The following is a 13,877-nucleotide window of genomic DNA, read 5'->3' on the forward strand; positions in this document are numbered from 1 at the left end:
GGATGATTTTACGCTACAACGAGGTAAATAGCCCGCTAAAACGCAACGTCACGACTCAAGACGTAGGCAAAAGCGCGATGTATCTACTCAGCGACCTTGCTAGCGGCGTGACCGGTGAGGTGCACTACGTCGACTGCGGCTACAACATCATGGGTATGGGCGACGTAGCGACCGATGCCGAAGGTAAGACGATCCTCGCGTGGGATGCGGCTAAGGTCGAGTAAAAAGATACGTAAAAAAGGCTAAATTTGGTGCGCACGGTCTATTACGAAGCTAGGCACAAAGCCATAGCAGAGAGCGGCATAGAGGGCATCGCCGCCGTTTTGCGAGGTGATAACGAGGCCGAGAGAGCCTCGCTTTTGTTGTGTCTAGATTATTACCTTGATCCCTACTACGGCTGCACGCTGGCGCATGAGAGCGAAATTTTCGCCCTTTTGCAGGAGCTGCTTCTTACCGAGCGCTCGCAAGCTATCAGAGACGATATTTTGCAGCTTCTGGGCGATTACTGCGGCGGTTTTAGCGTGCTGCGAAGTAGGATTTGCGAGGCGTCCGGCGAGCTTTTGCCGGGTATCAAGCGCTTGATCGAAAGATAAATTTAACGGCCGGCACGCTTTTGTTCGCGGTAATTACGCCGCGGCGAGTGGTAGCGAAATTTGCCCGCCTCCGCATACGCCCCTTTTGCCGCGAAAATGCGGCAGCGCAAAATTTAAAAGTTGGAAGCGGCGACGAGAACCTCGGATGAGCGAGGAGCTCTATTAGGCGCGTACCTAAAAACGGCATGAAGATAGAGGATTGTTTCAAAGCCGTTTTTGAAAAAAGCGGTAAAAGCCGCCAGGAAGGAGCTTGATGAAAAAGGATTATATCTGCGTATTTGATTGCGAGACGATCCCAGACGTAGCGGCGCTGGTGCGGGTGCTGGATGAGGATGCGATCGCGGACTGCTTTGAGCCTTTCGATAAAAAAAGCTTCGCAAAGCTTCTTGACGCGCAGCTCTCGCAAAAGATCGGCGGCGAGAAGCAAAGTGCGCCTTTAAATTTTGCTGTAAATTCGGCGGAGCAGAATTTTAAAATTGTAAATTCCGAGCAAAATTCTGCATCGAATTCCACAGGGCAAAATTTGGCGCCGCAAAATACGGCGCTCAAAAATTCCGCATCGCTAAATTTAATCTACGACGATATCGCGCCTCAAAGCTCCGCAGCACAGAGTACTGCGATAGAAAATTCCGCTCTCCGAAGTCCTGCGCCTCAGAATTTCGCGGCGGAAAGCTCTACGCCTCAAAGCTCCGCATCCCAAAGCTTAAAGAGCGAAAATCTCGCTTCAAATTCCGCGCAAGATCTCGCGTTAAACGCGCTAAATTTTAAAATTTACGGTGAGCAGCCGATCTTTAACGCGGATAAAAGCAAAATTTTAAACCACAAATTGCTCTCGCTTAGGGCGATGGAGATTTTCAAAGAAAAAACCGGCAGCGAATTCCTGCCCGTCTGCTTCCACCGCGTCGTTAGCATTAGCGCCGTGATGGCGGACGGATTCGGCAGATTTTTGCGCGTCTCGACGCTTGATGGCGAGAATGAGCGCGATAAAATCGCAAAATTCCTAGCCTTCATCGAGGATTTTAATCCGCGCCTCGTGAGCTTCAACGGGCGCGGGTTCGATCTGCCGATGATTATGGCGCGCGCGATGTGCTATGATCTAAGCGCCGCGGCGTATTTTGAGACGAACGATCGCGATAACAACAAGAGCAAATGGGAGAACTACCGCAGCCGCTACGACGGGCGGTTTCATCTGGATCTGCTTGATCACATCAGCGATTTTGGCGCCGTTCGCGGGCTCAAGCTCGATCATATCTGCGCTAGCGTGGGCTTGCCGGGCAAATACGACGTGCACGGCGATCAGGTTCTGCAGTTGTATTACGCAGGCGAGCAGGCCAAGATCGACGAGTACTGCAGATCCGACGTACTCAACACCTACTGGCTGTTTTTAAAATACGAGCTTTTGCGCGGCAAGATCACCAAGGACGACTATCTGAATTATATCGCGGTGATGGGCGAATTTTTGCAAAAAGAGTGCGCGGGCATGAGCTATACGCCCGTTTTTTGCGACTTTATAGAAAGGGAGCTAGCGGCATATGCGAAGTGAAATTTTTAAAATTTTAAAAGGCGCGGTTTTGGGTGCGCTATTTTTGGCCTGCGGCGCGGTCGCGGATGAGGCTAAATTTAAACCGATGCTGCTTAAAGAGTACGTCCCCGGCATGAATATTACAGGCTGGGTCATCAGTGAGAAGCTAGACGGCGTGCGCGCGATCTGGGACGGGCGTAATCTGCGCTCCAGACGCGGTAAGATCATAAACGCCCCCGAGGGCTGGAGCGCGGGCTTTCCGCCATTTTTCGTCGACGGCGAGCTATACACGGCGCGCGGAGAGTTTGAACAGCTCGTCTCGATCGTCTCTTCTAGCGTGCCCGATGAGCGGTGGAGCAGGGTAAAATTTTACGCGTTTGACCTGCCGAAGGAGCAGAAAAATCTAAGCGCGAAGATGGAAATTTTAAGAAATTTTATCGCCTCAAGCGGCGCGCAAAATTTACTGATCGTGCAGCAAACTCCGGTAAGCACGCACGCAGACGTGCAGGCGTATTTTGATCGCGTCATCGCAGCAGGCGGCGAGGGGGTCGTGCTGCGCGATCCAAACGCGCTTTATGAAAGCGGGCGCAGCGATAAAATTTTAAAATACAAAAAGACGCACGATAGCGATTGCAAGGTCGTAAAAATCAACCCGGGCTACGGCAAAAACGAGGGCAAGATGGGCTCGCTTAGCTGCGTGGATCTACGTAGCGGAGCGAAATTTAAAGTAGGCACGGGCTTTAGCGACGAAATGCGGGCAAATCCGCCTAAAGTAGGCACGATCATCACCTATCAATACCAAAACCTAACCCGCGAGAAAAAGCCGCGCTTCCCCGTATTTTTGCGCGTGCGACCAGCGATTTAATCTAAGGGGCTATAATCGCGTGTTTTGATAAATTTGATCCGAAGGAGAATAGATGAAAATTTTAATCACAGGCGGCGCGGGATACATCGGTAGCCACGTCGCAAAGGCGCTTTTAGAAGCGAACCGCCACGACGTCGTCATACTGGATAATCTTTGCAAGGGCTCGATGCGAGCGATCGAGGCGCTTCGCAAGATAGGCGAGTTTGAGTTCGTGCAAGAGAGCTTAGAAAATACCCCTGCAATCGAGGAGCTTTTTAAGCGCGAGAAGTTTGACGCGATCATTCACTTTGCGGCGTTTATCGAGGTTTTTGAAAGCACGCAAAATCCGCTAAAATACTATCTAAACAACACCGCCAACGCGATGAATTTGATCGCGCTTGCGAACAAATACGGCGTGAAAGATTTCATCTTTAGCTCCACTGCGGCGACCTACGGCGAGCCGGATATCCCGCAAGTAAGCGAAGAAACTCCGCAAAATCCGATCAATCCGTACGGCAGAAGCAAGTTGATGGTCGAGTGGGTGCTAAAAGACGCGGCGGCGGCAAATCCAAATTTTAAATATGGAATTTTGCGCTATTTCAACGTTGCAGGTGCGGCAAGCGACGGCACGATCGGGCAAAACTACCCGAACGCGACGCATCTAATTAAGGTAGCGACCCAAACGATCGTCGGCAAGCGCGATAAGATGAGCATTTTCGGCGATGATTACGACACCAAGGACGGCACCTGCATCCGCGACTACATCCACGTAGAAGACCTCGCAAGCGCGCATCTGGCGGTGCTTGATTATCTGCAAAGTAATGACAGCGCGGTCTTTAACGTAGGATATGGCACGGGCTTTAGCGTAAAAGAGGTCGTTAATGAAGCTAAAAAAGTAAGCGGCGTGGATTTTAAAGTGCAGATCGCTCCGCGCAGAGCGGGCGATCCTGCCTGCCTCATTTCAAACGCCGATAAAATTCGCACCAAAACCTCTTGGCATCCCGAGCACGAGAGCCTGGATGAGATCATCCTAAGCGCGCTTAATTGGGAAAAGAAGCTCTAGGTTCTAGCGTGAAAGTGCGATTTGAAATTTTAAAATTTTACTCCGCCGCGTTTAATAGCGGCGAGCAAAAGGAAGCCTTGTTTGCTTAAAATTCTAAATGCCCCCGAAGCCGCGCAGCGCAAGCTCGGCGTCGTGCTATCGTATGTGAATATCTTTGTTTCTACGATACTTACTTTGGTTTATACGCCGTTTTTCCTGCGGGCGCTGGGGCAGAGCGAGTTTGGGCTGTATTCTTTAGCTAGCAGCGTTATTGGCTATTTGGCGATTTTGGATTTAGGCTTTGGCAACGCCGTGACGGTCTATACCGCCAAATACGCCTCAAGCGGCGAAGTGGAGCGCATGCATAAGCTACACGGCACGATTTTTAGCGTGTATTTGGTAATGAGCGCGGTGATCGTGCTTGCAGGAGCTGCGCTGTTAGCCAATCTGCACGCGATTTTTGGCGCTAAGCTAAGTACTAGTGAGATGGGCGAAATTCGCATTATGCTAATGCTACTAACTGCAAATTTAGCGATTAGCTTTCCTTTTAGCATCTATTCGTCGATCCTTACGGCGCATGAGAATTTCGTATTTATCAAGCTAATTGGGATCTTTCGCACGATCGCTCTGCCGCTAGCTGCGGTGCCTGCGCTACTTTTGGGATATAAGGCTATCGCGATCGTAATCATCGCTACGGCGGTAAATTTAATCTGCGTCGCGGCAGATTTCATCTATTGCAAAAGCAAAGTCTCGCCCGTGATAAGCGTGCGAAATTTCGACGCCTCCACGCTTAAGCAAATTTTTGGCTACTCGTTTTTTATATTTTTAGGCATCGTAGTCGATCAAGTAAATTGGAACGTCGATAATTTTATCTTAGGCGCTGTTGCAGGCGCTACAGCGGTCTCCACGTATGCCGTAGCAAGCACGATAAATGCCACTTTCGTCACGCTTTCGCTCACCATTAGCGGCGTAATGCTTCCTAAAATCGCCAAAATGGTCTCTGCAAACTCCACTGATTCCGAGCTTAGCGCGGAATTTATCAAGATAGGCAGGCTGCAATTTTACGTGATATTTTTTATCGCGTCGCTTTTGGTGATTTTTGGGCGGGAGTTTATCGTGCTATGGGCTGGCACAAATTATGAAATTTCATACACAATCGCGCTTGTTTTGGTGCTTCCAGTAAGCGTGCCGTTGATTCAAAATTTAGGCCTAGCCGTGCTTCAGGCAAAAAACAAAGTCAAATTTCGCTCAATCGCCGCGTTTTGCGTCACGCTCGTAAATATCGCTATTTCTATCCCGCTAGCTAAGGCTTACGGTGGCGTGGGCGCTGCGTGCGGCACGGCTTTTGCTATCACCTTGCTAAATATCTGCGTGATGAATATCTACTATGCTCGTGTAATCGGACTTGACATCGCTAAATTTTGGCGAAATATCGGCGCGATGGTAGTAAAATTTGCTCCCGCAATCGCAGTAAGCCTAGCGATAAATTACGCATTAGGCTTACATGGAGTAAACTTTTTGCTAATTTGCGGCGGGCTTTATTCGGCTATATTTGTGCTAAGCGCGTATTTTTGGGCGATGAACGACTATGAGCGCGCGATTTTTGGCGGCATTGCAGCTAAGATAAGGAGGCGGGCTTGAGCTTCAATGTAATTAGCGAAGTGGTTACGAAAGACCGCTGTATCGGCTGCGGCGTCTGCGCGAGCAGCTGCCCTTTTAGCGTGCTAAAAATGCGGCTTGGAGGCAATGGATTTTACGCGCCCGAGGAGGGCGAAGGGTGCCGCGACAAATGCGACATCTGCCTAAAAGTCTGCCCGTTTTACGAAAAAGATACGCTTGAAAATGAGCTAAATTCTAAATCATACTCAGAGCTGGAAAGCTTTAGTCCTGATTTTGGCAGATTTTTAGCCACTTACAAATTCTACAAAAAAGATGAAGCGCAGCGCTTAAGCAGTGCAAGCGGCGGCGCGGGAGATTATATTTTTCGCGAGCTTTTTGCGCGCGGGCTCATTGATTACGCGATTTGCGCTGTGCCTGCGGACGAGGGGGATTTTATAGCCAAAAATTCCAAACGTGATTTTTCTGCCTGCAATAATTTAGCGCAGCCACAGAATTTGCAAAATTCCGCAACTAAAAATTCCGAGCAGAATTCCGCAATTCCGAATTTAACGCAGAATTTGGCGGATGATGATTCTATAAATTTTACGAGTGCGCAAAATTCCTTTTGCGGAAATTTGACGCAGAATTTTACAAATGAAAATTCCGCACAGAATTCTAAAGCTTCTTGTAAAAATTCCGTATCAGTGCAGAATTTTGTTTGCGAGAATTCCAAAAACGCGCGAAATTCTATGGGCGAAAATTCCGTGCCGCTATTTAAATTTAGTGTGATAAAAAATGCCGATGAGCTTACTCGCGCTCGATCGTCCGCTTACTATCCGCTCACGCTTGAAGCAGTGCTAAAGGAGATGTCGCGCCGCGAGGGTAGATACGCGATCAGCGCACTGCCGTGCTTTGCTAAGGCTTTAAGGCTTGCTGCGAGTAAAAATCCGCGCCTTAAATCCCGCATAAGCTTTATTATCGGGCTGGTTTGCGGACAGGGCAAGGGTGCTGGTTTTACGCATAAGCTGGCAGATCTTGCGTTTAAAGAGCGTAAGCAGCTCGCGGCGGTTAATTACAGATATAAAATCGCGGGCAAAAGCGCGATGAGCTTTGGCTTTAAATTCCGCGCTATAGACGGCAGCGAGGCGATAGATGATCGCAGTAGTAGCGCCTTTGCGTACTGGAGTTCGCGCGCTTTTACGCCTCTTGCGTGCAACGCCTGCACCGACGTTTTTACCAAATGCGCCGACGTCGTGCTGATGGATGCGTGGCTGCAAAGCGAAATGAGCGAGTGGCGCGGCACATCGCTCGTAATTACGCGCGCAGCTCAGATCGACGCGCTATTTTCGCAGCCTACGAAGCAGGCACGCGAGGCGATTTTTTGCGAGCGGATATCCGCAGCAGAGGTACAGCGCTCGCAACAAAGCCAGGTGGAGTGCAAAAACGAAATTTTCTATGGCGCGAAAAACCCGCTTAGGCGTTACATCTTGCGCCAGAAGCTTCAGATCCAGCGATATAGCGCTACGCATTTTGATTGTGATGATTTCATCGCTGCTAGGCTTAAAAAAATTGCCGCTGCGAATAAAGTGCTAGCGCTTTTGGCGCTACCAAAGATCGCGGCATATAAAATTTATAGGAAGTTTGCATGAAGATCGGGATTTTTACCCTGCCGCTAGTAAATAATTACGGCGGAATTTTACAAGCTTACGCGCTAAGCCGCGTGCTAGTGGGGCTAGGGCATGAGCCACGTCTCATAAACTTGCGCCTGCAAAGAAGTAAACTATCGATTACGTATATTAAATTTTTAGTGGTATGCACGCTTAAAAAGGAGCTTTGCGGCGCGAAATTTAATCCCTCTTACGAGCGCGATACTAGCGAGTTTGTATCGGAAAATATTCCTTCAACCGCGCCTGTTTGCACGCCTGCGGATTTAAAGGCGCTGTGCGAGAAAGAACGCTTTGAAGCGGTGATTTTAGGAAGTGATCAGGTTTTTCGTCCTAGCTATTTTGCGGATTTTGCAGATTGCTTTAGCCTTGGATTTTTGCCGGCTAACTGCACGCGGATCGCCTATGCTGCAAGCTTTGGCGGAGATAGGCTCTGTGGGCTTAAAAATCCCGCGGATTTAAAAGCTCACGTTGCAAATTTAGCTAAATTTAAAGCTATTTCGGTGCGCGAGCGTGATGGTGTAAAGCTTGCACGCGAATGCTTTGGCGTAGATGCGAGCTGGGTGCTAGATCCTACACTTTTGGCTAACAAAGAGATTTACGATAAATTTTTAAGCCATGCGCCAAAGCGCAAGGGCTTTGCCTATATCCTAGATCCATCGCCTCGCTCAGAAGCGGCGATGGAGCTATTAAAGAAACAAAGCGGCCTAGAGATAGATGAGGTGAATGACCGCGGCAACCGCATCGGCATAAAAGCGTGGCTAAGCGCTATTGCGGGCGCGGAGTTTGTGCTAACCGACTCATTTCACGGCTGCGTATTTTCTATAATCTTTAATAAGCCGTTTTTTGTGCTCGTTAACGCTAGTCGCGGCGCGTCGCGCTTTAGCTCGCTTTTGGGCTCGTTCGGGCTTGAAGATAGAGCTTTGCAAGATCCCAAAGACGCGCGCTTGGACGCTACTATCGATTGGGATGGCGTAAATGAGGCGTTGCGCCGTAAAAGAGAGGACTCGATGAAATTTTTAAAAACAAGTTTAGGCTCATAAAATGAAAATAGCTATGGTAATTTCTGCTTTAGGCAAGGGCGGTGCCGAGCGCGTGCTAAGCGTGCTGGCAAATTTTTTCTGCCGTGAGAATGAAGTCTGTGTGATAAAATTTGACGCAGACGAGCCGTTTTACGCGCTAGATCTTAAGATCGAGCTTATTAGCTTGGATTTAGGAGTAGGCGATTTAGGAGTATTTGGCAATATAAAAAAGCGCTACGATAAAATTTTAGCCTTGCATAGGCTTCTAAAAAGTCGTAAATTTGACGTAGTAATCTCGTTTTTAGATAATACCAATGTCCTTACGCTTATCGCAAATCTTGGAGTTGGGCAGAAAATCATCGTCTCCGAGCACACCAATCATCGTTTTTTAAAAAGTCCGATCTGGCGAGCTCTCAAGCGGATCTTTTATCCGAGGGCTGCAGGTCTTAGTGTGCTTAGTAAATTCGATCTGGATCATTACACATATGTGCAAAATCGCGCGATCATGCCTAATCCAATGTTTGAGATTAGCCATGCTAAAGAGGCCCGCCCGCCTAAAGAAAATATCATCCTAGCAGCCGGCCGGCTCAATGTCTATAAGGGCTTTGATGTCCTTCTTAAGGCGCTTGCGCTTATAGATTTCAATCTTTTAAAAGAGTGGAAGGTGGTGATCGCAGGCGACGGAGAGGAGCGAAAGAGCCTTGAAAGCCTAGCTGCGAAGCTGCGCTTAAATGTGCAGTTCATCGGCTTTGTGCGCGATATCGAAAGCTTATATGAACGCGCTAAAATCGTAGTCGTAACCTCCAAGATGGAGGGCTTTTGCAATATTTTGATGGAGAGTATATTTTTCGGCACCGCTAGAATTTCTACAGATTGCATCGCAGGTCCTAGCGAGCTTATAAACGACGGCGTGGATGGGTTTTTGTGTCCGGTGGGAGATAGCGCGAGTATCGCTAAAAAGCTTGAAATTCTAATGAGTGACGAAAAGCTGCGCGAGCGGCTCGTGCAAAACGCCTCCAAGCGCGAGGAGAGCTTTAAAATTGAAACGATCGGACGACGCTGGCTGGATTTTATAGCCGCTACGATACACAGGGAGGAATAATGAGCGAAAATCCCCTAATCTCGGTCATCATCCCCGTTTATAATGTCAAAGAATTTCTGCACGCTTGCATGGAGCGCATCATGGCGCAGACTTATGCGAATTTAGAAATTTTGCTCGTAGATGATGGCTCAAATGACGGCAGCGAGGCGATTTGCGACGAATACGCCACGCGTGATCCCCGTGTGTGCGTGCTGCATAGACTAAACGGCGGACAGGCTAGCGCGCGAAACGCCGCTTTAGATGTCGCTCGCGGGGAGTTTATCAGTTTCGTAGACAGCGATGATTTAATAAGCCTTGATTTGATTGAGACTCTTTTTCATCTTACGCAGAAATTTTGCACCAAAATCGCTATGTGCGGCTACACAGCATTTAGCGACGAGAGCGAAATAAATAATTTCAAGGCGGCTTTAAATTCTAAAGAAAATCAAAATTCTAAAGAGATTAGTAATCCAGGAGGAGCTGCAAATTCGAATGCCAACGCAGGCGAATACAAAATATCGCCGCAAGAGCTTTTTAGACGCAGCTGCACGCAGGATCCGTATTTTAGCACCGCGGTTTGGCGCGCGCTGTTTGCTCGCGAAATTTTCACTGCTTTGCGCTTTCCTACGGGGCAGATCTATGAGGATGTGGCGATATTTTTTGATATTTTTAACGCTTCTATTACGGCGTGCACGGATGAAATTTTATATTTTTACCGCGTAAGGGCGGGCTCGACCGTAAACTCATTCGCGCGCAGGCATCTTGCGGTCATCGCTGCGGTGCGCCGCTATACTGAGGCGATCGCTGCGAATTATCCAAGCTTGGCGCGTGAGGCTAATTTTACTCGCTGCGAGTCCGCGCTGAATACGGCGTTTTTAATTATCAAATCGAGCTTTGATCTTGCAGGCTTGGATGGAGATGCAACTTCTCCTTCCGAGGCTAATACGTGCGGTTTGACAAACGAGGCAGATTTGCATGACGCTGGTAGTTTATCTTGCGCATGCGGTAAAAATTCCGCATTTAAAAATTCCGCCAAGCAAAATTATATGCAAAATTCCGAGCAAAATTCCGCGTCGCAAAGAAAGATCGCAGATCCCCGCTCTCCTTTAAGCGCTGCAGAAGCTGCGGATCAGATCCGCTCACTGCACGCTTTGGTGCGCGAGCAGCTGGATTTTGGATTTTTCGCAGCGCATGCAAGCCGCACGCAGACGCTGATGATGGTCTTGTTTTACGCTAGCCCCGCGCTTTTGCGGCTATTTTATAAAATTTATCGGAAGCTAAAATGAAAATTTTATTCGTCATCGCAGCTCTTAGAAACGGCGGCGCCGAGCGCGTGCTTCAGGTTTTGGCGAACCATTTTGCGCGCGCAAACGACGTTACGATCGCGATTTTGGAAAACGACGAGGGCAGGTATAAATTTAGCGAAAAGATAAAATTTTTGCATCTAGATGTTTATAAAAACGGCGGCAGGTTCGATAAATACAGAATTTTGCGCGAGTGTTTCAAGCGCGAGCGCCCAAGCGTCATCATCAGCTTTATGGACTGGACGAACGTAGCGTGCGTGATCGCAAATTTCGGACTTAAAATTCCACTCATCGCGACCGAACACAACGCGCACGATTATCTGCCAAGCGGGTTTTTTAGCCGCGTGCGCGATCTGTGCTATAAAAAAGCAGACGCGCTTACGGTGCTTACGCGTTCGGACTTTGAGTACTATTCGCGATTTGTCAAAAACTGCTTCGTCGTGCATAACCCCTTTTTCGGCGAGATTTGCGATACCAATGGCGCTAAGCGAAATGTGATCTTAAGCGTCGGCAGGCTCGAGCCCGTCAAGGGGTATGAAATTTACTTTGATGCGCTAAGCAGGATCGATAAAAGCCTGCTTGAGAAGTGGGAAATTTTAATCGCGGGCGACGGCTCGCTACGCGAAAGCTTGCGCGAGCTCGTGGCGCGGCTCGGGCTTGAAGTGCGATTTTTAGGGCACAAGCAGGACGTGAGCGAGCTGTATAAAGAAGCTAAAATTTTTGTGCTAAGCTCGCTTAATGAAGGGCTTTCAAATGTGCTGATTGAGTCCGCATTTTATGGCTGCGCACGGCTTAGCAGCGATACGGCAGGCGCAAAAGAGCTAATAAAGGACGGTTTTAGCGGCATTTTGTTTAAATGCGGCGATGCGAATGGGCTTGCGAGAAAGCTTGAAAATTTAATGCGTGATGAGGCGCTGCGAGATGCTCTCGTGCAAAATGCAAATGAAAATTTAGACGATTTTTCGCAGGAGCGCATAGTCGAGCTTTGGCAGGGCTTGATAGATCGATTCGCACGCAAATAGTAGCCGCTTATCGATGCCCTAGCAGCGCGCAGGGATTAAATTTAAACTTCGGTGTGCTAAGATAGGCTCTTGCGCCCAAGCGTAGCAGCGCGTTTAAATTTACAAAGCGCATCGCGCGATGAAATTTAGCCGCTTAGAACAGCGCAAAATACGCTAAATTTAAACGGAGTGTGCGGCGTATGCTCGCATAAAAAGGCGTGAGTAAAGCTTAAATTTAGGGCGCGGCAGCGATATTTAAAAGGTAAAGGGATGAAGAAATTAAGCGTTTTTATATATTCGATGGCAGGAGGCGGCGCCGAACGCGTCGTAAGCAACCTCTTAGGCGAGCTTACGGCACGCTACGAAGTGCATCTGGTGCTGATGAACGAGAGGATTTTTTATGAAATTCCAAGCGACGTGCAGATCCACTTCATCGAAAAATCAGCCCCTTTTGAAAATGGACTGTTGAAGCTCGCAAAGCTGCCGTTTTTGGCGCTGCGATACAAAAAGCTATGCGAGAGGCTGGGCATCAATATCCACTTTGTTTGGATGAACCGCCCGTGTTACGTGGCGGCGCTGGCGCGAGTTTACGGATTGGGCGGAACGATGATTTTTAACGAATGCTCGACGCCGTCGGTGCTGTATAAAGAGCCGAGCTTCAAATCTAAAATTTCAAAGCTTCTGCTGCGTAAGCTCTATCCGAAGGCCGATTTTATCTTTCCGAACTCGCTTGGAAATCTGCGCGATCTGGCGGATAATTTCGGGATTGATGAGCGCAAGATGAGCGTGCTGTATAACGCGATCGATCTAGATGAGATCGGCCGCAAAGCTAGCGAGCCTATCGCGCAGCAGCGGCCGTTTTTTCTAAGCGTCGGCAGGCTCGATGCGGGCAAAAACCACGCGCTTTTAATCCGCGCGTATGCGAATTTAAAAAATAACGACAAAGACCTGCTGATCTTGGGCGACGGCGTGCTGCGAGCCGAGCTTGAGGCCCTGATAGAGGAGCTGGGCTTAGGCGGTCGCGTGAAGCTTTTGGGCTTTGACGCAAACCCGTATAAATATATGGCTAGATGCTATGCGTTTGTCTTCGTAAGCCTTTTTGAGGGGTTTTCAAACGCGCTTATCGAAGCTCTTGCGTGCGGCAAGCTCGTGATTTCAAGCGATCATCAAAGCGGCGCGCGCGAGCTTATGGGGCAGAGCGAATGGGGCGTGCTGGTGGGCGTGAACGATCTAGAAAGCACTCAAGCGGCGATGCAAAAAGCGCTGGATGATGAAAATTATGTAAAATTTTATGAGAAAAAGGCTAAAATTAGAGCCTCGTTTTTCGATAAAAAACGGATAGCAAGCGAGCTGATCGCAAAAATAGAACAAATCGACGAAGGAAAATAGGCGTGGGTGAAGAAAAAAAGGCTTTTAGCGTCAGAGAGATCGACGAAGGATCGGACGATCAAAAAGGCGCGCAATCAATGGGTGCCGACAAAGCTGCCTTAAGCGAAAATTTTGCTAGTGAGGGAAATTTTGACGCAGAGTATTCCGCAAGCGGCGGAGAGAATTTTAACGGCGAAAATGCCGAGCTTAAGGGTAGCGAGGATACCGCGCCTCAGAGCGATAAAAATTCCGCGCTTGATGCAAAAAATTCTGCGAGCAAAAATTCCGCGCACGCCGGCGTTAAAAATTTAAGCGACGATCAAGCGCGCGCTGTTTCTGCAAAAATGCGAGCACAAAAAAAATCCAAAAAGGCTAAAAAATCAAGCGGACGAAATTCTACCTCGGTAAATTCTGAAAATTCCACAGGCGCAAATTCTACAAATAAAAATTCCGCTGGCGTTGCGAACTCTACAAATAAAAATTCCGCAAAAGCCGCTAATTTGGCTAAATTTAAAAACGCGAATTCTGCAAATTCTTTAAATTCTACAAACAGCATAAATTCTGATAATTCTAAAAGCTTTACAGCAGAAAATTCCCAAAATTCTAAAAATCAGGCAGCTGGCGCGCTTCCTGCCAGGCGTAGAATTTTCGGCTTTATAAAAAATTATGAGTTCTCCAAGCATATTTTGCTGATGATTTTGCTCGCGTTTGCCTTTAGTGTGGCGTTTCGTATGTGGTGGGTGTATTGGGCGAGCGGATTTCCGAACTACTTTTTTTGGGACGGCGAGCTGATGATAAACACGAACGACGGCTACGCCTTTGCAGAGGGCGCGCGCG

The 13,877-nt window shown here is 48.4% G+C and carries 12 protein-coding genes and 1 pseudogene; all 13 read left to right on the plus strand.

What is annotated here, in order from left to right; genetic code table 11:
* On the plus strand, nt 1–224 hold a 224-nt coding region (locus Q0614_RS11100; protein ID WP_298788724.1), incomplete at its 5' end, for an SDR family oxidoreductase.
* A 24-nt stretch (nt 225–248) separates the two neighbouring features.
* A complete protein-coding gene (locus Q0614_RS11105; RefSeq protein WP_298788725.1) occupies nt 249–593 on the plus strand; it encodes a hypothetical protein in 345 nt (114 codons plus the stop codon).
* 253 nt (nt 594–846) lie between these two features.
* Nucleotides 847–2,136 (plus strand): 3'-5' exonuclease, encoded by a 1,290-nt coding sequence (locus Q0614_RS11110; RefSeq protein WP_298788727.1) that lies wholly within the window; start codon nt 847–849, stop codon nt 2,134–2,136.
* A complete protein-coding gene (locus tag Q0614_RS11115; protein WP_298788728.1) occupies nt 2,126–2,980 on the plus strand; it encodes a DNA ligase in 855 nt (284 codons plus the stop codon). Before Q0614_RS11110 ends, Q0614_RS11115 begins: the two co-directional genes overlap by 11 nt.
* A 52-nt stretch (nt 2,981–3,032) precedes the next feature.
* Nucleotides 3,033–4,022, plus strand: a complete 990-nt coding sequence (gene galE / locus Q0614_RS11120; protein WP_298788729.1) for a UDP-glucose 4-epimerase GalE — start codon at nt 3,033–3,035, stop codon at nt 4,020–4,022.
* Nucleotides 4,023–4,103: 81 nt separating this feature from the next.
* Complete coding sequence (locus Q0614_RS11125) at nt 4,104–5,642, plus strand: oligosaccharide flippase family protein (protein ID WP_298788730.1); 1,539 nt, start codon at nt 4,104–4,106, stop codon at nt 5,640–5,642.
* Nucleotides 5,639–7,249, plus strand: coding sequence for a Coenzyme F420 hydrogenase/dehydrogenase, beta subunit C-terminal domain (locus Q0614_RS11130; RefSeq protein ID WP_298788732.1), 1,611 nt, complete (start codon nt 5,639–5,641; stop codon nt 7,247–7,249). Before Q0614_RS11125 ends, Q0614_RS11130 begins: the two co-directional genes overlap by 4 nt.
* Nucleotides 7,246–8,307, plus strand: coding sequence for a polysaccharide pyruvyl transferase family protein (locus tag Q0614_RS11135; RefSeq protein WP_298788734.1), 1,062 nt, complete (start codon nt 7,246–7,248; stop codon nt 8,305–8,307). The genes Q0614_RS11130 and Q0614_RS11135 overlap by 4 nt, the downstream gene beginning before the upstream one ends.
* Nucleotide 8,308: 1 nt before the next feature.
* Nucleotides 8,309–9,388: a glycosyltransferase family 4 protein gene (locus tag Q0614_RS11140; protein ID WP_298788736.1), complete on the plus strand. Its 1,080-nt coding sequence runs from the start codon at nt 8,309–8,311 to the stop codon at nt 9,386–9,388.
* Nucleotides 9,388–10,653 carry a glycosyltransferase gene (locus Q0614_RS11145; protein ID WP_298788737.1) on the plus strand — a complete coding sequence of 422 codons (1,266 nt, stop codon included), beginning with the start codon at nt 9,388–9,390 and terminating at the stop codon, nt 10,651–10,653. The genes Q0614_RS11140 and Q0614_RS11145 overlap by 1 nt, the downstream gene beginning before the upstream one ends.
* Nucleotides 10,650–11,693 (plus strand): glycosyltransferase, encoded by a 1,044-nt coding sequence (locus Q0614_RS11150; protein WP_298788739.1) that lies wholly within the window; start codon nt 10,650–10,652, stop codon nt 11,691–11,693. Before Q0614_RS11145 ends, Q0614_RS11150 begins: the two co-directional genes overlap by 4 nt.
* A 249-nt stretch (nt 11,694–11,942) precedes the next feature.
* Nucleotides 11,943–13,061, plus strand: coding sequence for a glycosyltransferase (locus Q0614_RS11155; protein WP_298788740.1), 1,119 nt, complete (start codon nt 11,943–11,945; stop codon nt 13,059–13,061).
* A gap of 2 nt (nt 13,062–13,063) precedes the next feature.
* Nucleotides 13,064–13,877 (plus strand): annotated as a pseudogene (locus tag Q0614_RS11160) (general glycosylation pathway protein); the annotation flags it as partial.

The sequence above is a fragment of the uncultured Campylobacter sp. genome (assembly GCF_937997595.1).
GTDB lineage: Bacteria > Campylobacterota > Campylobacteria > Campylobacterales > Campylobacteraceae > Campylobacter_B.